This window comes from Blautia sp. LMAG:89, from assembly GCF_008679485.1.
GTDB classification, from domain to species: domain Bacteria; phylum Bacillota; class Clostridia; order Lachnospirales; family Lachnospiraceae; genus Blautia_A; species Blautia_A fusiformis.
This window is the reverse complement of the sequence record NZ_NANC01000003.1, coordinates 359058-385000: the sequence shown is the minus strand read 5'-3', so window position 1 is coordinate 385000 and position 25943 is coordinate 359058. Positions and strand designations below refer to the sequence as shown.

Genomic DNA, 25943 nt, shown 5'->3' with positions numbered 1-25943 from the left:
TTTCCATTACCTGTCAATATATTTTTTACATAAATTTCATTTTTTTCTAAAAAACGTATTTTTGCGCCAAAAACCGCATTTTCCAGACATGTCACCACCTGTATTCTGGTGCTTTTCCGTCTGCAAAATGCGGTTTCTTTTACCCACCATAAAATATTCCTGTAAAAATACGGATAAAAATATTTTTATCATAAAGAAAATCCAGTACTGTATCACCCCGGATCAGTCCCAGACCCTTTTGCCCTATTTCCGTGTTGCATAAAATCGTAAGTACCAGCATTCCGACCCATACAAAAACAATACACTTCATGCCTCCTACTACGGCGCCGGCTATTTTGTTGATCCCACGGATGACCGGCAATCTTGCCAGGAGATCCATGGCATATGCCAGCACATGGATCAGGATTGAGGAAAGTATGTATGATACCAAAAAAGAAAGACAGTTCACTGCTACATTGGCCAGGTATCCGGAAATATACCCTGCAAATGTATTAACCGCCAGATATTGATACACCAATGCCGTATTATTTTCTGTTATTCCCTTCTGGAGGAGATCCGGAATATCCATACTGCTGATCAACGCCTTCTGTTCCTCCTCATCCATGGTTTCTTTTCCATCTGCCAGAGAATCCACAAATGATCCGCTGGCAGTCTGGATTTTTTCATAAACAGACGTATTCTCACGTATGAACTGATTCACATAAGGATTGATCAGCCATACCAGAGCAACGGAGATCAGAACAAGCAATGCAGATACTACTTCTTTTACAAAGCCATGCCTGTATCCATCCACCATGGAAAAGGCAAGCAGGACCAGCACAGCCAGTCCAAGCCATGTCCAGTTCATATCTGCCCCCTTAACTGAATTTTATGGTGCTGACGCCTGTATCCAGTACCATAAGATATTTATTCCATCCGATCTTAAAGAAATCCCGGATCGTTCCATCTACATTTCCGGCATATTTCTGTACGCCACGGTTGTTCATCACGCAGATCTGCGAGCTGTTATACATGATGATATTATCTCCGCTCATTTTTATAGTCGTATATGGAATATTGAAATTTTTACGGAATTTCAGCTGTCCGCTCATATTATAGACTTCCATTGTATACAGATTATCTTTATTATTGTTTTTAAATACCAGGCCAATCCTGTCATCACTGAAAAATGTACTTACGATCTCCTGTTTTACATTGACTGTTTTGCTTTCTTTGGGGATCTGATTTCCCTGGTAAGTAGAAAATCCGTCATCTCGCAAAGCAATATACTTACTGTCACTGATACATTCCACCTGCGGGATCACTACATTCTCATAGGTATAACCACTTACGATCCGATCATCCTCATTCTGTCCTACATCCCCATAATTATAAAATGCCACATAGCTGGTAGTCTTGCTTCCATCAACATACTGGAATGTTACCATCATCACTCCGTTATCAGACACTGCTACATCCATGGGATATCCCGGATCATCGATCTTAGTTAGATTTTCCGCGACCAGACTGCCATCCGGATTATAAAAATTGATCCAGGTATTATCATCATTGTCCAGGATCACGGCAACCATTCCATTCGATGCGATCCGCACTTTTACAATAGAATAAGACGTTGTTACAGTTCCGGTCACACCTTTTTTGTCGCAGATATAAAGCGATGTTCCCTCGCTGTCTGCAACAACCGCCCTGCTTCCATTCACATCTGCAATAGGATTCTGCATTGTATAGGTTTCATTCCAGATGGTATTCATGCTGTTGTCCACAACAGATACTCCATCCGGACTGTATCTCAGGATATCTCCATCCATGTCCACATACTGTGTGGAAACAACATCTTCCTGTTCGCTTGTATTTAATACTTTATAGCTGTGATAGCTTCTTTTTTCTGCATAGAGAAAAACCAGGCAGACTGCTGCAGCGATCACTGCCGCTGTGATCACCTTTTTCCCCTTTCTTGAAATTCTTCGGCGATGAGAAGTTCTCCCGTAGTGAGCGCCTTCCTGTGTAACCTGTTCCTGTGCAAGCCTGGCTTTTTGCCTCATCAGCTTTTTACGCTTTTGTTTTTTCTGTATTTTTTTTATGATATTCACAACCGTATCCCTTACCTTAAGTATTTTATTTTGTAATTGGTTTTCCAGTTATTATAGCACACTCCATCAGGGTAGTACAATTACCTGCCCGGGATAAATGATCTCATTGGCAGAAATTCCGTTTAATGCACAGATCTGTTCCATCGCCTCTACAGTGCCATAGCGGTTCAGACTGATCTGATACAAGGTGTCTCCCGGGCGGATCACATAAGTTTCTCCAGGATTTCCTGCAGCCACTGAAGTCTCTTCTGTTTTTTTCTCTTCTGTTTTATTATCCTTTTTTTGCGTTGCTTCTGAAACAGACTGTTTTTTTGAACTTCGAGGTTCCGGTGTTATTGAGATTTTTTCTCTTTTCTGCGTGGTTTCCGTCGGGACCGGAGTTCCCCGCACAGCTTCCTGCGTCTGTACCGGTTTTTGTGTTTGCACCGGTTTCTGCGTCTGCACCGCCTTTGGCGAAACCGATACACTCCGCACCGGTTCTGTTACTGCAGGTGTCATCTGCACCACCGAAGCAGAAGCAGCGCGATAATCTTCCGGAACCTCTGTTTTTTCCTGCTGATTCCGATAAAAGCCCACTCCAGCCACAAGAACTGCCAGTGCCAGACACACCGTAGCCGCATAAGAAAAAACCGAAGTTTTCTCTTCTCCCCGTTCCTCCGGATTTTTACTGTCTATGATCTTTCTGAAATTTCTGACAGCCCTGTCCTCCACTTCCTCGGATGCTTCTCCGCCCTCTTTCTGGCTGCGTTCGATCATATACGTCTGCATCTGAGAATTTTTCTCATAATAAATATAATACCCGCTCAGTTTTGCCATCATGCCGCCATCATAACGGAAAAAGGCATCCTCCCGTTCTCCAGGATCCATCAGCATCAGGATCTTTTCCCCTCCGAAATGTCTGAGATGTACTTTCACAAAAAGCTCCGTGATCTCCATTGCTATCTGAGGCTGTGCAAAAAACCATCCCACGATCTCCTGCTCCGGAAAATACTGATCCTTATCCTCCTGCAGTTTCTGCCAGAGTTTTTCCGAAAAGTCAATATGTTCTGCCGCAGCCTCCATACCGTCTGCTGCAATGGCACCTTTTATAAAAATACAGGTCATATCTGCAGTCCATTGAATTTCACCTGTAAGTACCGCCACACTTCCCTGACCTTCCGGCTTTTCATCTTCTGCCAGGCTGCAGAGAAATGTGTATACATAATCTTCTATATAAATCCTGTAATCTCCGTTCGCCAGCCCGATCTGCCTTACATTTCTAGGTATGGAAAACGATTCCTGTGCGGCTTCCTGTTCTGTTGTGTCCTCCTTATAAATGACTTCTATCATCTCATATCACTCCTTCTGTCCAAGCATAGCACAGTAAAAATGCGGATTTTAGCAGAATGTAAGAGTCTGTCCATAGAATTTAGCGACAGATTCCGCACCATGCATATTTTTCCTTTTTTCAGGATATGATAGAGTGAAAAAAGAATCGAGGTTTCTCATGGCTTTTTACATTGATGCCGGAAAAAACGGTTCATCCGGCGAGATTGCTTATCTTCTGAAAAAATGCATTCTTCACTGTCCTAAAAAATGGACTGAGATCGTGTTTTTATGCATTGGCAGTGATCGTGTTACCGGAGATTGTTTAGGCCCATATATCGGACACCTTCTTCATCCTCATGAAACCGGACATATTTTTGTCTACGGCACTCTTTCCTGCCCGGTCCATGCCCTGAACCTGGAAAAAACTTCATCGCTTATCACAAGGCTTCATCCACACGCCCTTGTAATCGCCATAGACGCTTCTCTTGGACAAAAAAAACACCTGGGCTATGTGACCATTGGAAATGGTGCACTTTACCCAGGTGCTGGTGTTCAGAAAGATCTTCCACCTGTAGGGGACATCCATATCACCGGCATTGTAAATACTGCTGGAATCATGGAGCAGCTTACCCTGCAGACTACCCGGCTCTCCACCGTGGTAGCACTTGCAGATGTGATCGCCTGCGGGATCCTTAAGATACTTCCTGCAGAAACAGACTTATCCCCTGTTGATCTTGATTATGCGAACTCCTTGATCTGCTTATAGATACCCTCTGCATCGAGACCGTATTTATGAAGAAGCTCTAATGCCGGACCGGACTCACCGAATACATCATGGATTCCGATACGTTTAACCGGTACCGGTGCCTTCTCAGCCAGGCACTCGCATACAGCTCCGCCAAGACCGCCGATGATGGAATGCTCCTCAACAGTTACAACCTTGCCGGTTTCTTTGGCAGCTGCAACAACAAGGTCCTCATCCAGAGGCTTGATGGTATGGATATTGATCACTTTTGCATCGATTCCGTCTGCTGCAAGCTTCTCAGCTGCTTCAAGAGCCGGTGCAACGCAAAGTCCGTTTGCGATGATGGTAAGATCTTTTCCCTCGCGGAGAACGATGCCCTTACCAAGCTCAAATTTATAATCCGGTCTGTCATTGATAACCGGAACAGCAAGACGTCCGAATCTCATGTATACCGGTCCCTGATGCTCGTAAGCAGCAGCAACCATAGCTTTTGCTTCGATATCATCAGAAGGACTTGCAACGACCATGCCCGGAATCACTCTCATCAGGGCAAAATCCTCCAGGCACTGATGTGTGGCGCCATCCTCACCTACAGAAATACCGCCGTGAGTTGCTCCGATCTTTACATTCAGCTTCGGATATCCGATGGAGTTACGAACCTGCTCATAAGCACGTCCTGCTGCAAACATTGCAAAAGTACTTGCAAAGGGAACCTTACCTGTAGAAGCGATTCCTGCCGCAATACCCATCATGTTGCACTCTGCGATACCGCAGTCAATGTGACGCTCCGGGAATTCTTTTTTAAACATACCTGTCTGTGTAGCTGCAGCAAGGTCAGCGTCAAGAACGATAAGATCCTCGTGTTTTTTTCCTAATTCTATGAGGGCACTGCCGTAGCTTGCTCTCGTTGCGATTTTCTTTACTTCTGACATAATGCTTCACCTACCTTCTCCAGATCTTCCATTGCCTGTGCATACTGCTCATCATTCGGAGCTTTTCCGTGCCAGCCTACTGCGTTCTCCATGTAGGAAACGCCTTTACCTTTTACTGTTTTCATGATGATAGCTGTCGGCATACCCTTTGTAGCTCTTGCCTCATCAAAAGCAGCCTTCAGCTGATCCATATCGTTGCCGTCCGCAACATTGATCACATGGAAATTGAAAGCTTCAAATTTCTTGTCGATCGGATACGGGGAGCATACATCTGCAATGTCACCATCGATCTGAAGTCCATTGTTATCTACGATCACAACCAGGTTGTCCAGTTTACGGAAGCCTGCGAACATAGCTGCCTCCCACACCTGGCCTTCCTCGATCTCACCATCACCCAGCAATGTATATACTCGATAGTCATCATTACTGAGTTTGGCAGAAAGAGCCATACCTGCTGCTGCAGAGATTCCCTGACCAAGAGAACCACTGGACATATCAACGCCCGGAATATGCTTCATATCCGGATGTCCCTGAAGATAGGAGCCCAGATGACGAAGTGTTTTCAGATCCTCTTTTGGAAAATATCCTCTCTCTGCAAGTACAGAATAGAGTCCCGGTGCTGTATGTCCTTTAGAAAGGACAAAGCGGTCACGGTCTGCCTTCTTAGGATCCTTCGGATCGATGTTCATCTCTTCAAAATATAAATAGGTGAACACGTCTGCTGCAGAAAGGGATCCGCCCGGATGGCCGGCCTTTGCTGCATGGACTGCTGTTACGATATCCTTGCGGACTTCGTTGGCAACTTTCTGAAGTTCTAACTTATCCATGTTATTAATGTCTCCTTTTTAGTGCCCTGCTGTTCACAGGGAATTTGTATATAAAAGAGGTTTCGATCACTCACCGAATACTGCCTTGTAATCAGCCTGGAATTTAGCGATACCTGCATCTGTCAGCGGATGATGTGTCATCTGCTCAATTACTTTGAACGGTACCGTAGCGATATCTGCGCCTGCAAGTGCACATGCAGTTACATGCATTGGATGACGAACGCTTGCTGCGATGATCTCTGTCGGGATATCTGCAACTGCAAACATCTCAGCGATCTGCTGGATCAGCTCAACGCCATCTGTGGAGATGTCATCCAGTCTTCCAAGGAACGGAGATACATATGTAGCACCTGCTCTTGCTGCAAGAAGTGCCTGGTTAGCAGAAAAGATCAGAGTAACGTTTGTCTTGATCCCCTCAGAGGAAAGAACCTTAACTGCCTTCAGTCCCTCTGTTGTCATAGGAATCTTAACAACCATGTTCGGATGGATCGCTGCGATCTCACGTCCCTCACGGATCATTCCCTCAGCATCTGTTGTGGTAGCTTTAACCTCACCGCTGATCGGTCCGTCAACGATCGTTGTGATCTCTTTGATCACCTCGTTGAAGTCTCTTCCTTCTTTGGCGATCAGAGACGGGTTTGTTGTAACTCCACAGATAACTCCCATGTCATTTGCTTCTCTGATATCCTCTACTTTAGCTGTGTCGATAAAAAATTTCATTGTTTTTTCCTCCTGTTTACGTTCGTTCTTTTTCTTGATGATTCCATTATAACAAACTCATTGCGGGGGTCAAGGCACCTGTTTTTTATTAATAAATATTTTATTAATAAAATAACGTTTTATTAATAGTGCCTGTCAATTTTTTCACCCAAAACAGCTTCTTTCCATTTTCCTCAATTCGAATATCGCCGTAATTATCGTAGCTAACAAGGTTTCTATTCAAATGTGTCATGGAAACTCTCTCTATATATTATTATTAATAATTTTTGCGCCATTATTTATTTTTCTGTTCATCAGACTGGTTTCTGTCCAGTCTTGCATACCCCGTCGTGCGGCGCTTGATCAGCTTCGGGGTATATTCGATATTATACAGGCTGGCAGGTCTTTCATCCAGGTAAAATTTATCATTCATGTCGATCTTACGGATGATGATGTCACAGGCATCTCTTCCCTTCAGCGCAACAAAATGATCAATGGTTGTCAGGGAGATCCTGCGGATGCCGGAATAAAAAATATTGTCGCACCCTATGACAGAAACATCCTTCGGAACGTGTATCCTCATTTCATGCAGCGCATCAATGGCGCCTATGGCCATCATGTCATTCTGTCCTGCGATAGCCGTAAATTTATGTCCTTCCTGGAGAAGCTCCATGGTCAGCTCGTAGCCCATGGCATACTCGGAATCCATCCGCGGGATCTTTCTGTCATTGGACTCATCTGCCGCCTTGATGAGCACATGATCCTTTTTTCCCTCTTTTTCAAACTCGCGGACAAAGCCCTCCACACGCTTGGAGCGCTGCCACTGCCGTCTGGTAAGTGGCGGCGTGATAAATGCCACATCCGTGTGCCCCAGATCAAGAAGATGTCTGGCCATCAGCCTTCCTACCACTGTGTTGTCCTGATTGATAGCATCTACCGTGGTTGTTTTTTCCTTGTTACTGATGATGACCAGCGGTGTTTCTTTTGCGATTTTTTCTACCTGATGCTGAAAATCCGGATGAGGATTGCAGGTATAGATGATCCCTGCCGGCCGCATGGTCTGCATCATACGGAGATATTTTTCTTCCAGCCCCGCATCGCGCTGGGTGTTGCAGATAAATACCCCATATCCCTGCTCATTGGCCACAGCCTCGATCCCCTGAAGCAGCAGTACATAATAGGGACTGGTGAGTGTGGGACAGAAAACAACGATCAGCTTTTCTTTTCTGTCAGCTTTGTGTTTCCGACGTCCGGGAAGCTCATAGCCAAGCTCTCTGGCCGCCTGCTCCACCCGCTCCACAGTTTCTCTCGAAAAAGAAACATTATATTTCCGGTTCAGCACCATGGATACCGTTGCCTGGGAAACTCCTGCGCGTGCTGCCACATCCGATGAGGTTGCTTTCTTTTTTGCCACCAGTCTCACCTCCTTTATAATCTGGGGAAATTTCCTGGCTGCTTATCACTTTTTGCAATCCCTCAGGGAATTTTTCACCTGATCCGGTTATAGTTCCACTCTTCCTTCCAGTGCCCGGAGAAGTGTCACCTCATCAATATACTCCAGATCACCGCCCACCGGAACTCCGCTGGCGATACGGCTTACTTTGATCCCGGTCGGTTTGATCAGCTTACTGATGTACATAGCTGTCGTTTCGCCTTCAAGACTGGAATTGGTTGCCACAATAACTTCCTTTACATCCCCCTGAAGGCGCTTCATCAGTTCCTTCAGTTTGATATCATCCGGCCCGATCCCAAGCATCGGGGAGATCGCACCATGAAGTACATGATATACACCGTCAAATTTACCTGTTTTCTCATATGCTGCCAGATCCCTGGTATTCTCAACCACCATGATCGTGCTGTGATCCCTTTTGGGATTGGCGCAGATCGGACAAAGCTCCTGATCTGTCAGCGTGTAACAGCACTTACAGTACTGAACATTCTGCCTTGCATCGGTAATGGCGGCGGTCAGCTGCTCCACCTGGTCCTTCGGCATATTCATGATATGAAATGCAAGACGCTGGGCAGATTTGGCTCCGATCCCCGGAAGATGGGAAAGCTGCTCAATAAGTTTATTGATATGGCTGCTGTAATATTCCATCAGAAAGGAAGACCTCCGCCAAGACCGCCAAGGCCGCCTGTGAGTTTGGACATCACTGCTGCTGACTCGGACTCAACCTGACGGAGCGCCTCATTTGTTGCTGCCGCGATCATGTCCTCAAGCATCTCGATATCATCCGGATCTACCGCTTCCTCGGAAAGTGTGACCTTTGTTATTTCACGTTTACCGGAAACTGTAACGGAAACAGCTCCGCCGCCTACTGTTGCTGTAAACTCTTTTTCCTCAAGAGCTTTCTGGTTTTCTTCCATCTGACGCTGCATTTTCTGCGCCTGTTTCATAAGATTATTCATGTTTCCCGGCATACCCATGCCAGGAAATCCACCTCTTTTTGCCATAATACTTTCCTCCTGTTTTTTGTTTACGGATTTATGACTCCTCATCCGGGTCTTCTTCCACTACGATATCCATGTGGATATTCTCCCGAAGTGCATCGTCTACTGTGATCTGCGCGAGATTGGTGTGCTGATGTTTGTTGGCTACCAGCATATGTATCTCCACGCTCTTGCCTGTCCGGGCAGCAATAATGTCCTGAAGCTCTTTCTTCGCCTCCGGATTGTCTACATAATTCATCCCCAGAAAATCCTGGAATTCCACATAAAGGATGGGATCTCCTGTTTCTCCGTTATACTTGGGGACTGCACGCTGCAGGGACTGCTTGAAAAGTCCGGTAGTCTGACCCACGATGGCACGCCAGCCTGCCACGATCTTCTGAAGATCCTCAGGAGCTGCCTTCTGTGGTTTCTGCTGCTGTACCGTTGCTGTACCGGTCACTGCCGCCCCCGGTTCCCCGGTTCCACCGGCCTCGCTCTCCCGAACGATCACCTGCTGCACAGGCCGTTCCTCCATCTGCTTTTCCAGGACACGAAGCCTGTCAAGAACAGAGTCCAGATTTGTCTCCATGGCCGGTCTGCACAGCTTGATCAGTGCGATTTCCACCAATACACGCTTCTGGCTTGCAAAACGGATCTGATTGGACAGATCAGAAAAAATACGAATGTAACGCATCAGCGTCTCCACATCTGTCATCCCGCTCTCTTCCTTCAGAAGCTTCAGATTCTCAGAAGAAACATCAATGGCTTCCTCCGGATTTTCGGAAGTCTTCACAAGCAGAAGATTTCGCATATACCAGGTAAAATCTGATACAAACTGGCCCAGCTCCCGGCCGCCTGTGATCAGGTCCTCCAGCACATGGATGGAACCTGTCACATCGCCGGAAAGAACCTTTCGGAGAAGCCTGCTGAATACCTCTGTATCCACAGCTCCCAGAACATCCAGGACTTTATCATAAGTAAGCACCTGTCCCAGATAAAAGGAAATACACTGATCCAGAAGACTCAGGGCATCTCGCATGGACCCGTCGCCTTTTTTTGCCACATAGCGTACAGCCTTCTCCTCTGCTTCCACCCCTTCTGCTGTCAGAAGCTCGGAAAGTCTGGCAGCAATGGTATCAATGGATATCCGGTGAAAGTCATAGCGCTGACATCTGGACAGTATTGTGATCGGTATCTTGTGGGCCTCTGTAGTCGCCAGGATAAAAATAACATAAGAAGGCGGCTCCTCCAATGTTTTCAGAAGAGCATTAAATGCACCTGTTGAGAGCATATGCACCTCATCGATGATATAAACCTTGTATTTGCCCTCTGTTGGACGATAAGCCACTTCCTCACGGATCTCACGGATGTTATCAACACCGTTGTTAGAGGCTGCATCGATTTCGATCACATTCATGGCAGTTCCCGCCTGAATGGCCTTGCACATGGCACATTCATTGCAGGGGCTGCCATTTACAGGATGTTCACAGTTTACTGCCTTCGCCAGGATCTTTGCAACCGTAGTTTTTCCGGTACCACGCGTTCCGCAGAACAGGTATGCGTGTCCGATACGGTTCGCCTTGATCTGGTTGGTCAGTGTTGTCACAATATGATCCTGTCCTTTTACATCGTCAAAATTGTCGGGACGAAATTTACGGTAAAGAGCAGTATAACTCATAAAACTCTCCTTCTCTTCGCCACAGTCGCCGCGGAAAGACTCCCGCGGCGGCCAGATGACTCATAATTCATTAATCGCCAAAACTGATTCCGATCTGTTTGGCTGCTTTTACAAGCTGATCCTTTGGAGATACCATCTTCAGCTTGCCTGCGCATTCAGCAAGAGGAACCCTCTTGATCTTGCCGTTGATGACACCGATCATAACACCGTATTCCTCATCCATGATCGCCTGCGCTGCACCGGCACCGATCCTTGTGGAAAGAACGCGGTCATATGCACATGGCTCTCCGCCTCGCTGCATATGTCCCGGAACTGTGATACGTACCTCACTTCCGGTCACCTGCTGGATCTGGTCTGCGATCTCATAGGATACAGACGGATATTTCTTCGCTCTTTCCGCAAGCTTTTCTTTGTATTTTTTCTTCGGAAGCTCTGCATCTTCTTTTGAGATAGCTCCCTCAGCTACTGCAAGAATGGTAAAACGCTTGCCTGCCTTGTTACGCTTCTGGATGGCTTCTACAACCTTATTGATATCGTATGGGATCTCCGGGATCAGGATCACATCTGCTCCGCCTGCAACACCAGCATTCAGTGTAAGGCTTCCGACCTTATGTCCCATGATCTCAACAATAAATACACGTCCATGAGATGCAGCTGTTGTATGGATGCAGTCAATGGCATTTGTTGCGATCTCCAGAGCGCTCTGGAAGCCAAAGGTCATATCTGTACCCCAGATATCATTATCAATGGTCTTCGGAAGATGGATGATATTCAGGCCTTCCTCGCGGAGAAGATTGGCGGTTTTCTGCGTTCCGTTTCCGCCGAGGATCACAAGACAGTCAAGACAGAGCTTATAGTAAGTCTGTTTCATGGCCTCAACCTTATCCAGTCCCTTCTCATCCGGAACCCGCATCAGTTTGAATGGCTGTCTGGATGTTCCAAGAATAGTTCCGCCCTGAGTCAGGATTCCGGAAAAGTCCTTGGCTGTAAGCATACGGTATTTCCCGTAGATCAGTCCCTTATATCCGTCATCAAATCCATAAACCTCAAGGTTCTCAACGCTGTTGCTCAGACCCTTTACAACGCCTCTCATGGTTGCGTTCAGTGCCTGACAGTCACCACCGCTTGTCAGCAGACCGATTCTTTTAATCATAGCGTCCTCCATTCTGCGCCCTCTTATGTGCACATTTTATTTGTTGCTGTCTGCATATAAGACAGATATTCCACCTGACGTATTTCTGCAGAACAACTACTGTATCCTCTCTTTTCACAGAGTTTTACACAATATAATATTATAAAGCATTTTCAGGCAGTGTACAATAGCCAAAAAAGCACGAAAACAGCGAGTGTATTGATTGACTTTACCTGTATCTCATCGTAAAATAAAATTATCAGTAACTTTCGTATGTTTACAGAAAATTTTTACCAGGAAAGGAGCGTCCTATGAAAAAAATCCTCAAAAAACTATCCTGCGCTTTATTAGCCGCAGCCATGGTATGCGCCATGACTCCTCTCGCCGCCAGTGCAGCGATCAATTATTCCAAAACCCGGATCGTTTATATGCCCACATCCGGAAAGGACCTGGGATACGATGAGATCTCAATCAGCAATATTCCTGCTAAACAGAACATTCTCAAATCCAATGTTAAAGTGGTCAGCGGCGGTTCTGTGATCGCACTGGACTCCTTCGGTTCCAGCAGCTTCAAAAGTACCACGGAGGCTTTCCGCAAGGGTGCAAAACCGTACACTCACTCCGATCATTTCTACAATATCGGTTTTGCCGTTAAAAAGCCCGGAACCGGAAAGATTTCCTTCAAGGTCGGAAACAAAACCTATACTTCCACCATCAAGGTGCTTCGTTATGTCAACCCGTTGAAATCCGTCTCCATCACAGGTGTAAAAGGCAATCTTGCCGGAAAATTCAAAAGATCCGGCCATAACGCCTTTCGTTACGCCAACAAGGCACAGAAGAATGCTGTCATGAAATGCACCGCTGCAAATGGCTGGAAGATCACAGGCGTTTCTTTCAACAACAACCGGACCCATACACAGTATAGTACCAATTACAACGCTCCTAACAGCGGGGCTTCTTCTTCCACGCTCCGTATCGGAAACCTTTCCGCGAAGCAGTCCGCCTATATCAGCTTCACCCTTCGCAACACCAAAAACGGGGCGGTACAGTACTGTACACTTAATATGAACTGATTTATTTCGGTCTGTACCTTGACAAATCTGGTTTCAGAGTCTATAATTAAATTCCGCGCAGCCGGGGAGATAGCGGTGCCCTGTACCTGCAATCCGCTACAGCAGGGGTGATGCCAATCTGAGGCTTGTATCTTGCAGAGCAGCCCTTTATAAGTGGCGTTGACGTCTGGGTCTTACGCAACAGGAATCTGTGAACCGTGTCAGGGCAGGAATGCAGCAGCACTAAGCAGAAGCTCTTGTGTGCCGTGAGGGTGCCTGGGCTGAGTTAACTGTAAAGGTAACGTCTGTGAGACCATTCCGAGGTGCGGCGCGCGTAAAAAAGGTTATAATATATGATCTCTATATAAACAGCATTCCCGCCGGGTCTGTCATTTATGACTGATCCGGCGGGATTTTTTGTACTATTATTTTATTTACAATATCCGGCAACTACCTGATTGATCAGCTTGCCGTCTGCCTTTCCCTTCAGATCTCCCATAACTGCCTTCATGATCTGGCCTTTATTTCCTGTTGCCAGAACATCTGCAAATTTCTCCTCGATATAAGCCTTGATCTCTGCTTCATCCATCTGCTTCGGAGCATATTTCGCAATGATATCATATCTTGCCTGATACTCCTCTTTCAGATCTGTACGTTCTGCAGGGCAGGTGTCGATCTGCTCTTTTGCTGTTTTCAGCTCTTTCAGGATAACTTTGTCTACAAGCTCTCCTTTGATGTCATCACGGCATCCCTCATCAATGGCAGCTTTTTTTACTGCTGCGATCAGTGCGGAAACTGCTTCCTTTGTTACCTTATCTTTGGCCTTCATTGCTGCTACCATGTCTTTTCTTAAAGCTTCAAGTTCCATTTTTTGTTCCTCCATTTTCTGTCGTTCCTATATCAATGACTTTCGTTTGACCTGAATGGATTTTCTGTCTGTAATAGTGAAATCCATTTATGATTTTATTTTGATATTTTCACAGGATTCTGTCAAGAGTAAATCTCCCGGGATTTTTCGTTCTGTTCCGCTCTCTCTGACTGTGTCTGCCCGGCAAGGCGCTCTGCTTCCTGCTTCTTCAGGATTTTTGCCTGCTTCTTTTTCTCCCGCAGTTCCCTGAAAAATGTGGAAAGCATTTCGGAGCATTCCTCTTCCAATACCCCTTCTGTGATCTTTACCTGATGATTAAAGCCTTCGATCTGAAGAAGATTCATCACAGATCCGGCACAGCCTGCTTTCGGGTTCATACAGCCGATCACCACCTCATCGATCCTGGACTGTACCAGTGCACCGGAACACATCTGACAAGGCTCCAGCGTTACATACATGGTGCATCCCTCCAGACGCCAGTCTCCCAGCTTTTTACTTGCCTTTCGGATAGCATTAAGCTCTGCATGAGATAAGGTATTTTTATCTGTATTGCGGCGATTGTAGCCTCTGGCTATGATCTTTCCCTCATGCACGATCACGCAGCCGATCGGCACTTCCTCCAATGCACGGGCCTTTTTTGCCTGGCGGATCGCCTCTTTCATAAAACGTTCCTGATCTGTCACGTTTTTACTCCTCCTGTAACTTCACATTCCGGAAAAAGCTCCGGGATTCTATCTGTTCATACTAAGACTGCTCTCAGCCTTCTGTCCGTTCGATTATAGCTTTTCCGGTATTTCATGTCAATCTGCTGCAAAACAGATATTCGCACACAGCCAAAAACGCCACAGAAATTTCCACACTAATTTCTGCAGCGTTTTCTTATTGTATAACAGAAAAACGCAGACAACGGAAGCTCTCGCGAACTCCATTGTCTGCGTCAATGAATGCATTATATCTGCTTTTTTCCGGAAAGTCAAGCAACCAGATTGGTTCAGTGTACCTGTTCCATCGTCGTTGCGGTCCACGTAAATGTAGCCGTAGCGTTTTTTCAGCTCTGCTGTAGATGCACTGACAAGGTCAATGCAGCCCCAGGAGGTGTAGCCCATAAATTATATGTTTTTTTTCTTCCATGAGCAAGTCCCCATCTCTGCTTACTGCTTTTCGCAGCTCCGCAGGAAACTTACTTGATTCGGTTAAAAAGGCTTGCAGCTTTTTTCGGGGGAGAGTATGCTTGTAGTATCATAAATAAGAGAAACAAGGGGATTTTCCTATGAAAATATGTGGATTTAACAAAACAACCCTGCTGGATTATCCGGGAAGGGTAGCCTGTACCATATTCTTAGGCGGTTGCAACTTCCGCTGCCCATTCTGCCAGAATGGAGCTCTTGTCGTGGAGCCTGACACCCAGCCTGAATATTCCCAGGAGGAAATCCTGGCTTTTCTAAAAAAAAGAAAGGGGATTCTCGATGGCGTCTGTATTTCCGGCGGTGAACCCACACTTGCACCGGAGCTGCCGGAATTTCTCGGCAGAATCAAAACGCTTGGCTATGATGTGAAGCTTGATACCAACGGTTCCCGCCCCTCCGTAGTAAAAAATCTCGCAGCAGATGGACTGATCGACAAGGTTGCCATGGATATCAAAGCCTGTCCTTCCAACTATCATGTGCTTACCGGTGTACATGCTGATCTGGATGGGATCCGGGAAACTGCCGGATGGCTGCTGGACGGACACCTTGATTATGAATTTCGTACAACAGTTGTGAGGGAACTTCATTCCGAAAAAGATTTTCAGGAGATCAGCCGGTGGTTAAGTGGTGCAAAAGCTTATTATCTCCAGGCTTACCGGGATTCCGACGGAGTTCTGATACCGGGATTCTCTGCCTGCTCCGAGGAAGAAATGAAAAACTACCGGGATATCCTGTCTCAGACGATCCCGGTAGTAGAAATTCGTGGTATGGAGCTGTGATCTGCGGATTTGCAAAACTGTTTGCTTATCTGCATGGATGCCGAAATTTTTCTGATCAGATGTTAATAAAACAGTACCAGTATCCTCCCTTTCCGCCTGGGATATGAATATCCGGACATTCCTTAAAGTAGGGAAAGCCAAACATATTGGCCATAAACCGTTCCTGCTGGCTGTATCCACCGGGTACTCCCAGTATGTACTGTCCCCGGGGATTTCTGCACAGCAGAAGATGGCCGAAATTCTGATATCCGTACATGACAAAACGGTTGCTGCAGAAGCAGCCGTTTTTTCTGCATAAGGCACTGCAGTCCGATGGTCTGATCTTGCGGCAGTCTGTGAAATAGCCGTCGTTAAAGGGATCATCACAGGGTATTCCCGGAAGTGGACGAGATGGCTCCGGTCGCGATGGTTTCGGCGGATGCGGTGACGGCTGGCCTGGCCGTGGTAGTTCCGGCGGATGCGGTGACGGCTGGCCTGGTCGTGGTGGCTCCGGCGGATGCGGTGATGGCTGGCCTGGTCGCGGTGGCTCCGGCGGATGCGGACCGGGAGCCTGATATGAATTTCCGGTTTCCGATGTCTTTAATACATCCTCCTGAATCTCCTCCACCGTCATGATCCTGTCTGACTCCTTCTGATTTTCCTGCACTTCTGGCAAGGTTCCATCTTTTTGATTTTCTTCTTCCTTTTCTTCCCGCTCTCTGCCTTTTTTCTCCGCCGTCTTCTGATATTCCGTTCCTGTTTTCTCCGTTTCCTTCCGAGGTTCCGTTTCTTTTTTCTTCCACTCGCGGAAATTCTCCGGCCGGATCGGCTGATCATCCCATTCCGTTCCCCAGAATCCGCCGGCATCGGAGATCAGAAGCAGTCCTCCAAGCTCCTGAAGACTTTTTCCCATGCCTCCAATATCCCCTGTATCCGTCTCCAGTGCGCACTCGATCCGTTCCCGCCCTGTAACACAGTTTCCGATCAAAATACCATCCATCAGCCCTTCCTGCCGCACAAACCCATACACTCTGCACCGACTTCCAGGCTCCAGTCCAACGCAGCGCAGATGAACCTCCACACGGCATTTCCTATCTCTGGCCTCCACCCTCACATAACCGCTGCTGCTATCTTTTTTTCCTTTCCGATACTCGTACACATACGCAACAAAACGCTGATATCCAGCCAACGCACGTCCCTCCGGTATTTCGGTTTCGTTAATATATATGAAGATCGAGAGAAATCATTCCATCAACTGAAAAAAGCTCCAGGATGTACAAACATAAAAAAGAACCCCTCAACCAAGGGATTCTCAAGCTGTTAGTCGAAAGAATACGGCTATACCCGAATCAGTACACCGAAACAGAATATTAACAGACAGGTGAAGAATTAAGACGTACAGAAAATTTGCGCATTTTTCAAAAAAGCATTACTATCTTAGAACATTCTGCGCTTGTCAGGATTTTCCGTATATGCTACACTGTACGGGAACAATCGTGTTACAGGGTGGCTGACCTCTAGTCCCAAAAGGATGGAGGTGGTGCTGATGAACAACAATTATTTTGACTTCAAAGATCTTATGGCTTTTGGCATGTTCATTCTAGCATTGCTTACGTTCGTATTAACGTTTTGTAAGTAATTCTTTACATAGAAAAACCACCCCAAAACTTTGGCCGAGTACAGGGTGGGATTTTCTAATCTTCTCTTATAAGGTCAACCCCTTGTGGACGGTTGTTCTTTATATCTGTATTATAGCACTGCTATTTAAAGCATTCAAGAATATTTTCATCTGTAAATATAAAAAAGCCCCTGGTGGTCCATGCTCGGGACATTCACCAAAGGCTTTCTCCTTTCTTTTCTCATTGAGGTAACACAAGGTAACACAAACTTACGTTCTCTTATTTTTCACAAGCAAAAAAAGAACCCCTCAACCAAGGGATTCTCAAGCTGTTAGTCGAAGCGACAGGATTTGAACCTGCGACCTCTGCGTCCCGAACGCAGCGCTCTACCAAACTGAGCCACGCTTCGTTATTCTGTTTCAGTTGTTTGTGTGTTGCTCAACTGCAAGAGCTATTATATTAGAGTTTCTGTACTTTGTCAATAGAAAAAATTAAAATTTTTCAAAAAAATCGAATTTTTTCTTTTTTCCTGCTTCGGGCATGCATTTTTGCAGACCCGAAGCAGTTTTGAGAAAGGTTCTTTATAACATATCAAGTATATTCAAGTGAAATATATGCTTATTTCACTGTAACTGTTACCTTTTTTGTGATTCCGTTACTGCTTACATAGATAACAGCTTTTCCTTTTTTCACACCTTTAACAACACCTTTGCTGCTTACAGTAGCAACTTTTGTATTGCTGCTTCTGTAGGTGATCTTTGCCTTTGAAGTAGCAACTGCCTTGATGGCTGTTGTTTTCTTTGCTTTTACACTTACAGCTGTTTTGGATGTGATCTTCAGGCTGCCTTTTTTTACTGTGATCCTGCAGGTTGCTTTGTAGCTTCCGCATTTTACTGTAATTGTAGCTGTTCCTGCTTTTTTTGCTGTTACTTTTCCGCCTGCGCTTACCACTGCAACGGATTTATTACTGCTTGTATAAGTAACTTTTCCGCTAACGCCTGTTTTTTTCACTTTGATCTGGCTTGTTCCACCCACAAATACAGTCTTCGCTGAAGCCGAAGCTTTTACAGACGACTTCTTAACTGTGATCTTGCAGGTTGCTTTATAATTTCCGCATTTCGCTGTGATCACAGCTGTACCTGCCGCCTTTGCAGTTACCTTTCCATTTGCGGCTACAGCTACAACAGATGGTTTACTGCTTGTATAGGTTACTTTTCCGGTAACACCTGCGGTCGTTGCTTTCAGCGTCACTGTAGCTGGAGATCCTTTTACATAAAGCGTCTTCGCTGATGCATTCAGTTTTACAGATGGCGTTTTTACAGTAAGCTTGTACTGTGCAGTTTTTCCTGCTGCAGATGTTGCTGTGATCACGGCTGTTCCTGCTGCTTTCGCAGTTACTTTTCCGTTCTCGTCCACAGATGCAACCGTTTCATTATCGGAAGCGTATGTTACATCCTTGCAATTCTCGCCTGTTGCTTCAAGCTGTCTGGAGCTTCCGATATAAAGAACTCCTGAATTTTCTTTAAAAGCAATTGTTCCATACACCAGCTGAACAGAAACATCCGCGTGATCATCACTGGAGACTCTTACTGTATAGGTTTCATTTTCCGGTCTCGCTACAGTAGAATCCAAAGCAACCACTCCATCTGCGGCTACACCATCCTGTACAAGATATGTTGTCTGTGAATCATGTCCGACACCTGTTGTATAGAAAACAGATACCTTCGGATTTTTGTATTTATCAAGATTTGCAAGCTTTACATGGGTGCTGTCCGTAAATTCCGGAGAAACATCCATCTCTTCTGTTGCCTGCGGTTTGATATAAATACCATCTGCAAATTCATATACATACGCACCGTCTGCCATAATATACGTGATCCTGTTTACGGTTTTTCCTTCAAGACCTGCATCTTTTGCAAAGGCAGCCTTATATACCTTCACCCACATCTCGTTCATATGACGCATACCATATTTTCCGCCATCTGTTGTTTCCAGGATCATTCCCTGGATCCCGGAGTTAACTGCAAAACCAGCATCACTCTTTGTGTCGCGGAGATATTTTGTGCTGGTTTCTTTTACTTTGATCTCATAATCTCCCCAACGAGAAGATGTATTGAGTGTTGCCTCCGCATCTGTCACAGTTGCCTTTACATTAAATTTTGTAGCACTGTATGTTCCATCTGCATTCAATGTTTTATACTGCCCAGGCTCTACCGTCGGAGTACGTCCAAGGGTGATCCCTGCTGCTTCTGTATATGCTCCGCTTTCCGGAAGTTCTCCCGCTTCTGAAAGGATCCGCGCCTCTACATACGTTTTTGCATCTGTAGCTACACTAACCTTTTTTACTCCTGCGATCTCATATCCATTTTCTGTCAGATTCTGAACATCTGCATTTCCGAAAGCAGTGCTTTTTCTGGTTGTGGCAGATGTAACGGAATCATATTTGCGGCTCGTTGCATCTCCTGCATAAAATTCCTCGTATGACAGAGATGCCGTACCGTAAAGTGTTCCTGTCAGTGCCTGATGTCCATTTGCCGCCTTATAATAAATATCCGTTCCCGGAATCTGTGTATATCCATCCACTGCTCCCTTTACCCAGTAATAGGAGACATTGGAAACCGTGATCGGCTGGCCTGTCAGTGTGATATTTTTTGTCATATCCACATAATTGTCGCTTGAGATCATAACCGTGTAAATCTCATCCCCGGCCCTGGCTACACTGCTGTCAAAGGTTACCACCCCGTTCTCTGCCACTGCATGATCTACAACATATGTTGTTTTTTTACCATGACCGCTTCCTGTTGTGTAGTATACGGAAACCTTAGGGTTTTCATATTTGTCAAGGTCATCAACTTTAACCTGGGTTGTATTTTCTTTTACAAAAGCCGCCTGTACCTTCATTCCTGCTTCAGGCTGTTTTTTTACAAGAGGAGCTTTGTCTCCAAACTCATATACATAGGAGCCGTCCGGAGTAATATAAGTCACCTTTGATATTTTTTCCCCGATAAGCCCGGATCCTGCTGAAAATGCAAGTTCGTAAGGCTGTACCCAGATTTCATAGGTATGACGAAGTCCTATCTTCTTACCACTGGCGGTTTCAAGGATCACTCCCAGTGTATTTCCACCTACAGCAAAATCACCCTGTCTGGAATTGCGGAGATATTTTGTGCCGGCTTCTTTTACCACCAGCATGTAATCGCCCCAGATTGACGGTGCCTGGATCTGGGCAGTTGCATCTGTAACTGTTGCTTTTACATCGAATTTTGTTGCACTGTATGTTCCGTCTGTATTCAGTGTTTTATACTGTCCTGCTTCCTGTGACGGTGCTTCATTCAGCGTAATATCTGCTGCCTCTGTATAGACACCCTTTCTCGGAAGCTTGGAAGCAGCTTTCAGCGCCTGTGCAGCTACATAGGTTTCCGCATCCACTGCAACACTTACATTCTTCACACCCTGGATCTGATATCCGGAAGAGGTCACCTCTGTGCTGTCCTCATTGGTAAAAATCTGATTTTTGCTTGTTGTTGCCGAAGTGATAGCGTCATAGCTCTCCTGAGTGGTATCGCCGGCATAAAATTCCGAATAACTTAAGGTTGTCGTTCCGTACAGCTTTCCGCTCAGAGCTGTCTGCCCGTCTGCTACTTTTACATAAACGCCTGTTGTTCCTATCTGTGTATATCCCTCTGCCGGCTGCATGGACCAGAGATATTTCACTCCTGCAACAGTGATCTCAGAAGCATCCTGAAGAACCTCGCCTGCTTCTGCCATAAATGCTTCTCCATCACCGAATGCCTCTTCTGTATCCTCCTGGATCTGCGGCTCCTCTTCCTGTTGAATCTCTTCTGCTGAAATTTCTGCTACTTCTTCCTGAATAGCTTCTGCATCACTTTCTTCCGGCTCTTCCGACTGGATATCAGCTTCACCAACTTCCGGCTGGCCCTGGGAAACAGACTCCTGATCCTCGTTCTCTCCTTCTTCCTGTGCTGTATCTCCTTGTGTTTCTTCTGACACGTCACTAAAAACTTCCGCCTCAGACGCCATTGCCGTTACCGGCACTCCTGACGCGATCACCGCTGAGCTCAGAACGAGTGCAGCTGACTTCTTAAAAAGCTTCCACTTATGCATACCTGTCCTCCTCTTTGTCTTTTATATTACACAACTTTATACCAGATCATGACCTTACAGCTGCTCTGGTTAATTGAAATTTCTTCTGCAGGATATTCAACATATGTCAGTCTCCGCAGAAGTGCTCTGTCAAGCACGCTTTAGTTTGTCTAAACTAACATATCGTCATTTTATCAATGCTTAAATTATTTGTCTATACATATCTGGCAAAAAAGCCTCACGGTTATTGTTGTTTTTTTCTCAACTGAAAATTGTTTTCAAAATATTTATATTATTATCTAATATTTCAAACAAAAAAAGTATATATTCCAAGACATCATTTCAGGAAATGCAACAGCTATTGCCATTTCCTCCGGCATTCTCAGATCATATACTTTTTTATATTTCTATATTTTTGCTTTCTTTTATGCCCAGCGGCTCTTCTGTTCTTCGCAGATACTGTTCCACTGGCAGTTTCCACAGATTTCCTTACGTTTATCCATCGCAAGGATTTTTTCCTGGACTTTTTTTGTAAATTCACTGAAGTGCAATGTCTGTCCGGCCTTCAGTCCACATTTTTCCAGCACGGCATTGTCATACTCTGCCACTTTATCTCCGGCTTCACAATGTCCGCCCAGATTATTCGGACAGGCAGAGCAGATCTCATCCGTATCCACATGAAGCCTTATTTTCTTTCCCTCCAGAAAAATCTTCAGCATCTCGGCCATATGTGCAGTAAAACCGTTACTGTAGCCTTCCCCCTTAAAATACGCCAGGCACATACCATGATGAGGGCGCAGAGGAATGACTATTTCCTCTGTGCCCTCATCAGAAGCATATGCCGCAGCACTGCTTTTATCTTGCATATTTACGTACCTTTCCTGATAAAACATAAGCCAGTGCAATCTTGATAAGATCCGGAATGATAAACGGAAACACACACCAGCCAAGAACTGCCATAAGACCTACCGGACCTGTGCTTCTTGTGTAAGCAAACATAAACCATGCGGTTCCAAAGGCATAGCATACGATCAGCCCAACGACCATGGAAATGATCTGAACGACCGGCTTTCTGCCAAAAACGTGCTCAAATGCCCACATAACAAGTGCGGAAAAGATAAATCCAATGATATATCCACCTGCATTTCCGAGAAGAGCTCCAATGCCTCCGGAAAATCCTGCAAAAACCGGAACTCCTACTGCTCCAAGAAGAACGTAAACCAGAACTGCCAGAGTTCCTCTTTTTCCTCCAAGCACACCAACTGCCATAAATACTCCGAATGTCTGCAGAGTAAACGGTACCTGTGCCGGAATGGAAATCCATGAGCAAACTGCCATCACTACTGCAAAAACTGCACTGTAAACAAGATCATACGTCTTGCTTCTGCCTGCTGCCACTGTTGTCATAATAATCTGTATCCTTTCTTTCCTTTTCTGCTTTTCCTGTCGGAAGATCATTCCTGTCCTTTATAAATGATATCCGTTCTTTCGCTGTTAACAATTTAACACAGCAGGGTTTTAATGTCAACTTAATTTTATTTTTTAAGTTTACATTTTACAATGCCGTTTACTACTATGTAAACCTGCCATTTACAAATGATATTGTCAATTTTCACTTTCAAATTCCCCTCTCTGATGCTATACTGAAACCAATGAGTTTTCAGCAAAAAGGGGGATTTTTCCACATGGATATACACGATATTCATAACATCAGCACCAACTGCACACGGACTGAATTTGTAGGGACCGCAGTCCTTGACACAATCGGACTCGTGATCTCCGGAGTTGATGATTCTCTGCTTAAAAAGATGAACGTAGGTACCCAATACCACTGTCTGGGGCTTTTCAGTTCCCGAACAGGCGCTGCCGGCCAGATCACAGCTATTGACGATGCAGTAAAAGCCACAAATACAGAAGTCCTTTCCATTGAACTTCCAAGAGACACCAAGGGCTGGGGCGGTCACGGAAACTATATCGTCCTTGGCGGAAATGATGTATCCGACGTGCGTCACGCCATTTCTCTGGCTCTGGAACTGACTAACAAATATGCAGGTGAGGTCTACATCAGCGAATCCGGCCACCTGGAGTTTGCTTTTTCCGCAAGTGCAGGTCCTGCTATCCATAAAGCCTTCGGCACACCTCTGGGTGAAGCATTTGGTTTCATGGCAGGTTCTCCGGCTGCTATCGGTCTTGTGATGGCAGATAATGCCGTGAAATCCGCAGCAGTATCCATTACACAATATATGACTCCGAATATCGGTACCAGTCATTCCAACGAAGTGATCATCGCCATCTCCGGTGATGCCAGTGCTGTAAAAGCTGCTGTACTGGAAGGCCGTCAGACAGGCCTTGAGCTTCTCATCGGTATGGGAACCTATCCGGAGATCCCGGGTACGCCGTATCTGTAAAATCTCCGGATTGCAGGAAATTTGTGAATTTCCACACACTACACTTCACGAAACACATATCTGCGTCATGCATACAAAAGCAGCGCTGCAAGGATCCGCATACGATCCTGCAGCGCTGTATTTCTCTTAAATATTCTCCTCTGGATTTTTCCGGATCAGCCCACCTGATATACATCTGCAGACTGAAGTCCGAAGCTTAATGCCTCAGAATGGCTTCCACAATAGATATCCACATGTCCGTAAGGAGTTCCCAGATCCTCTACCGTATAAACAGTGCCGTTGATCAGAAGCTTGGTCCCAAACGGAACACCTGCCATAGCAACGGTACGTCCTGCTGTCGGAACTGTTCCGCTGGCGGTAAGATTGCCGGCTGTACCGCAGCACTGTGCACAGTTGCAGTATGCGGTCAGTGTAAAGTTTCCAAGATATGTTCCCTGACTGGAAGAACCGGAATCGGACGTATCCGCAGAGGCATCTTCCGTCTCCTCGGGAGCTGTCTCATCATTGGAAACCTCCTGGGAGCTGTCCTCGGAAACATCTTCGGAACTTCCAGACTGTACATCATCCGCTTCCTCTTCCTCCTCTACAACAATGTCTGTACTTGTAGAGCTGCTGGAAGACTCGGTTGTATCCTCCTCCGGATCATAGCCGTAATCATCGTCAGAATCAGCCTCTTCGCTGTCCTCGTTATCCTGATCGGCTTCTTCCTGGGCTGCCGCTTCTGCTGCCTGTCTCTCAGCCTCTGCTGCCGCTTCAGCCTTAGCTTTCTCTTCTGCAGCCTTCTCCGCCTCTGCCTGCTGTACCAGAGCGGTAATACTGCTGTCTGCATTACTGATATCTGCCATCAGCTGCTGAGCCTCTTCCTGGCTGGCGCTGATCTGGTTTACATAAGAGTTAATATCATCGCTTGTGCTGGAAGCCATGGACTGCACTTCCTGCTGTTTGGCTGCACGCTCCGTCATCAGATCATCAATCTCTGCGGACTCCGTCTCAACCTTTTTCTCATTCTCCTGGATATTCTCCTGAAGACTCACATATTTATCCAGCATGTCTCTGTCGTATGTAGAAATCTGGATCGCATTCTCCGCGCGATTGAGAAATTCTGCAAGGCTTTCGGAAGAAAGCAGTGTCTCCAGCGCGGAAGTTCCGGCATTTTCATACATATATGCGATTCGAAGCTTCATGGATTCATACTGATCTGCAGAAGCTTTCTTTGCTTTTTTCAGTTCTTTTTTTACTTTATTTAATTCATCTTCCTTCTCAGCAGCCTGGATACTAAGCTCAGAAATGCTGTTGGTAAGATCCTCATACTGTGCGTTTAAATCAGCCAGATAGCTCTCCAGCTCCTGCTTCTTGCTCTCCAGTGTGCCGATGCTGCTCTGTACCTGCGCAAGACCCTCCTCAGCGGCCTGTTTCTCCGCCTGTGCCTCTGCGATCGCAGCGTCTGTACCTGATGCATATACGGTGCTTCCCATGGAAAGGGTCAGCATACCTGTAAGCAGTAATGTGAAAACTTTTCTATTCTTCATATAAACACCTTTCGTCCTTTCATGGATTCTAGTATAACACATTTTTCATAAAAAGCAATAATTTTATTTTATTTTTGTAACAAATACGTAATAATTTAAATTTTTATGAACTGAAAAGCATTTTTTTGTTTTCCGGAGCATAAAAAAACTGCCCTCTCACAGATTTATCTGTAAAACGGCAGTTTTTATTCTATGCTGTTTCAATCCAAAGATCATCAGCTACGAGAATACTTCTCTGATGTAATCCCCCCTGAAGCTGCTTCTCTTACTCCGCAGCCTCCATAAGAACCTCATTCTCAGCTTCCTCAGCCATTACTTCCTGATACTTGTCCAGGATGATCGTCTGGATCTGCTCTCTTGTTGCTGAATTGATCGGATGTGCGATGTCACGATATTCACCGTCGCTTGCCTTACGGCTTGGCATTGCGATGAACAGCCCCTTCTCGCCTTCGATCACCTTGATGTCATGTACCACAAACTCATCATCTATTGTGACAGACACAACGGCCTTCATTTTCCCTTCTTTTGCTACCTTCCTCACACGTACATCTGTAATATTCATTGCTACTTGCCCCTT

23 protein-coding genes, 1 tRNA gene, 1 other RNA gene and 1 pseudogene are annotated in these 25943 nt (G+C 45.7%); 5 read left to right on the top strand and 21 right to left on the bottom strand.

Annotated elements, in window-relative coordinates:
• Positions 1-139 precede the first annotated feature (139 nt).
• From CCC70_RS02040 to CCC70_RS02030, 3 genes are all read right to left on the bottom strand, one after another.
• A complete protein-coding gene (locus CCC70_RS02040; protein ID WP_021650939.1) occupies positions 140-847 on the bottom strand; it encodes a CvpA family protein in 708 nt (235 codons plus the stop codon).
• A gap of 10 nt (positions 848-857) precedes the next feature.
• The gene (locus tag CCC70_RS02035; RefSeq protein ID WP_287084165.1) at positions 858-2090 is read right to left on the bottom strand and encodes a DUF5711 family protein; all 1233 of its coding nucleotides are present in this window, start codon (positions 2088-2090) and stop codon (positions 858-860) included.
• A 66-nt stretch (positions 2091-2156) separates the two neighbouring features.
• The gene (locus CCC70_RS02030; RefSeq protein ID WP_287084164.1) at positions 2157-3419 is read right to left on the bottom strand and encodes a LysM peptidoglycan-binding domain-containing protein; all 1263 of its coding nucleotides are present in this window, start codon (positions 3417-3419) and stop codon (positions 2157-2159) included.
• Between the two features lie 157 nt (positions 3420-3576).
• On the opposite strand from CCC70_RS02030, the gene yyaC reads away from it, so the two are divergent.
• Positions 3577-4164 (top strand): spore protease YyaC, encoded by a 588-nt coding sequence (gene yyaC / locus CCC70_RS02025; protein ID WP_022426512.1) that lies wholly within the window; start codon positions 3577-3579, stop codon positions 4162-4164.
• On the opposite strand, the gene CCC70_RS02020 is transcribed toward yyaC, so the two are convergent.
• The 8 genes from CCC70_RS02020 to CCC70_RS01985 form a co-directional block, all read right to left on the bottom strand.
• Positions 4137-5075, bottom strand: coding sequence for a transketolase family protein (locus CCC70_RS02020; protein WP_015525670.1), 939 nt, complete (start codon positions 5073-5075; stop codon positions 4137-4139). The genes yyaC and CCC70_RS02020 overlap by 28 nt on opposite strands.
• Positions 5063-5902: a transketolase gene (locus CCC70_RS02015; protein ID WP_015525669.1), complete on the bottom strand. Its 840-nt coding sequence runs from the start codon at positions 5900-5902 to the stop codon at positions 5063-5065. The genes CCC70_RS02020 and CCC70_RS02015 overlap by 13 nt, the downstream gene beginning before the upstream one ends.
• A gap of 66 nt (positions 5903-5968) precedes the next feature.
• Complete coding sequence (gene fsa / locus CCC70_RS02010; RefSeq protein WP_015525668.1) at positions 5969-6622, bottom strand: fructose-6-phosphate aldolase; 654 nt, start codon at positions 6620-6622, stop codon at positions 5969-5971.
• Between the two features lie 274 nt (positions 6623-6896).
• Positions 6897-8015, bottom strand: coding sequence for a LacI family DNA-binding transcriptional regulator (locus tag CCC70_RS02005; RefSeq protein WP_114001484.1), 1119 nt, complete (start codon positions 8013-8015; stop codon positions 6897-6899).
• Between the two features lie 87 nt (positions 8016-8102).
• Complete coding sequence (gene recR / locus CCC70_RS02000; protein ID WP_287084163.1) at positions 8103-8699, bottom strand: recombination mediator RecR; 597 nt, start codon at positions 8697-8699, stop codon at positions 8103-8105.
• On the bottom strand, positions 8699-9055 hold the full coding sequence (locus tag CCC70_RS01995) for a YbaB/EbfC family nucleoid-associated protein (protein WP_015525666.1): 357 nt from the start codon (positions 9053-9055) through the stop codon (positions 8699-8701). The genes recR and CCC70_RS01995 overlap by 1 nt, the downstream gene beginning before the upstream one ends.
• Before the next feature lie 31 nt (positions 9056-9086).
• Positions 9087-10709, bottom strand: coding sequence for a DNA polymerase III subunit gamma/tau (gene dnaX, locus CCC70_RS01990; protein WP_015525665.1), 1623 nt, complete (start codon positions 10707-10709; stop codon positions 9087-9089).
• Positions 10710-10779: 70 nt separating this feature from the next.
• Positions 10780-11862, bottom strand: a complete 1083-nt coding sequence (locus CCC70_RS01985) for a 6-phosphofructokinase (protein ID WP_173740029.1) — start codon at positions 11860-11862, stop codon at positions 10780-10782.
• Positions 11863-12152: 290 nt separating this feature from the next.
• On the opposite strand from CCC70_RS01985, the gene CCC70_RS01980 reads away from it, so the two are divergent.
• On the top strand, positions 12153-12914 hold the full coding sequence (locus tag CCC70_RS01980; protein WP_287084162.1) for a hypothetical protein: 762 nt from the start codon (positions 12153-12155) through the stop codon (positions 12912-12914).
• Positions 12915-12967: 53 nt separating this feature from the next.
• Positions 12968-13229: signal recognition particle sRNA large type (gene ffs / locus CCC70_RS01975), an RNA gene on the top strand.
• Positions 13230-13323: 94 nt separating this feature from the next.
• On the opposite strand, the gene CCC70_RS01970 is transcribed toward ffs, so the two are convergent.
• The 3 genes and pseudogenes from CCC70_RS01970 to CCC70_RS01960 form a co-directional block, all read right to left on the bottom strand.
• Entirely contained in the window at positions 13324-13761 is a 438-nt protein-coding gene (locus tag CCC70_RS01970) for a GatB/YqeY domain-containing protein (protein ID WP_022426683.1), read from the bottom strand.
• A gap of 122 nt (positions 13762-13883) precedes the next feature.
• Positions 13884-14444, bottom strand: a complete 561-nt coding sequence (gene tadA, locus CCC70_RS01965; RefSeq protein WP_227574179.1) for a tRNA adenosine(34) deaminase TadA — start codon at positions 14442-14444, stop codon at positions 13884-13886.
• Positions 14445-14747: 303 nt separating this feature from the next.
• A pseudogene (locus CCC70_RS01960) lies at positions 14748-14867 on the bottom strand (family 1 glycosylhydrolase); the annotation flags it as partial.
• Between the two features lie 164 nt (positions 14868-15031).
• Here CCC70_RS01960 and CCC70_RS01955 point away from each other — a divergent pair.
• Positions 15032-15727 (top strand): anaerobic ribonucleoside-triphosphate reductase activating protein, encoded by a 696-nt coding sequence (locus tag CCC70_RS01955; protein ID WP_287084161.1) that lies wholly within the window; start codon positions 15032-15034, stop codon positions 15725-15727.
• A 55-nt stretch (positions 15728-15782) separates the two neighbouring features.
• Here CCC70_RS01955 and CCC70_RS01950 read toward each other — a convergent pair whose 3' ends face one another.
• The 5 genes from CCC70_RS01950 to CCC70_RS01930 form a co-directional block, all read right to left on the bottom strand.
• The gene (locus CCC70_RS01950) at positions 15783-16895 is read right to left on the bottom strand and encodes a DUF6128 domain-containing protein (RefSeq protein ID WP_287084160.1); all 1113 of its coding nucleotides are present in this window, start codon (positions 16893-16895) and stop codon (positions 15783-15785) included.
• Between the two features lie 765 nt (positions 16896-17660).
• Positions 17661-17734, bottom strand: a tRNA-Pro gene (locus CCC70_RS01945).
• 209 nt (positions 17735-17943) lie between these two features.
• Positions 17944-21450, bottom strand: coding sequence for an Ig-like domain-containing protein (locus tag CCC70_RS01940; protein ID WP_287084159.1), 3507 nt, complete (start codon positions 21448-21450; stop codon positions 17944-17946).
• A gap of 404 nt (positions 21451-21854) precedes the next feature.
• Positions 21855-22295 carry a DUF1284 domain-containing protein gene (locus CCC70_RS01935; RefSeq protein ID WP_015525657.1) on the bottom strand — a complete coding sequence of 147 codons (441 nt, stop codon included), beginning with the start codon at positions 22293-22295 and terminating at the stop codon, positions 21855-21857.
• Positions 22285-22836, bottom strand: a complete 552-nt coding sequence (locus CCC70_RS01930) for a biotin transporter BioY (protein WP_173758279.1) — start codon at positions 22834-22836, stop codon at positions 22285-22287. The genes CCC70_RS01935 and CCC70_RS01930 overlap by 11 nt, the downstream gene beginning before the upstream one ends.
• A gap of 278 nt (positions 22837-23114) precedes the next feature.
• Between CCC70_RS01930 and pduB the strand changes: the two genes are divergently transcribed.
• Positions 23115-23837 (top strand): microcompartment protein PduB, encoded by a 723-nt coding sequence (pduB, locus tag CCC70_RS01925; RefSeq protein WP_015525654.1) that lies wholly within the window; start codon positions 23115-23117, stop codon positions 23835-23837.
• Positions 23838-23992: 155 nt separating this feature from the next.
• Here the strand turns inward: pduB and CCC70_RS01920 are convergent, their stop codons facing one another.
• Entirely contained in the window at positions 23993-25366 is a 1374-nt protein-coding gene (locus CCC70_RS01920) for a PcsB-like coiled-coil domain-containing protein (RefSeq protein ID WP_287084158.1), read from the bottom strand.
• Between the two features lie 265 nt (positions 25367-25631).
• Positions 25632-25928, bottom strand: a complete 297-nt coding sequence (gene spoVG, locus CCC70_RS01915; protein WP_015525652.1) for a septation regulator SpoVG — start codon at positions 25926-25928, stop codon at positions 25632-25634.
• Positions 25929-25943: the final 15 nt, after the last annotated feature.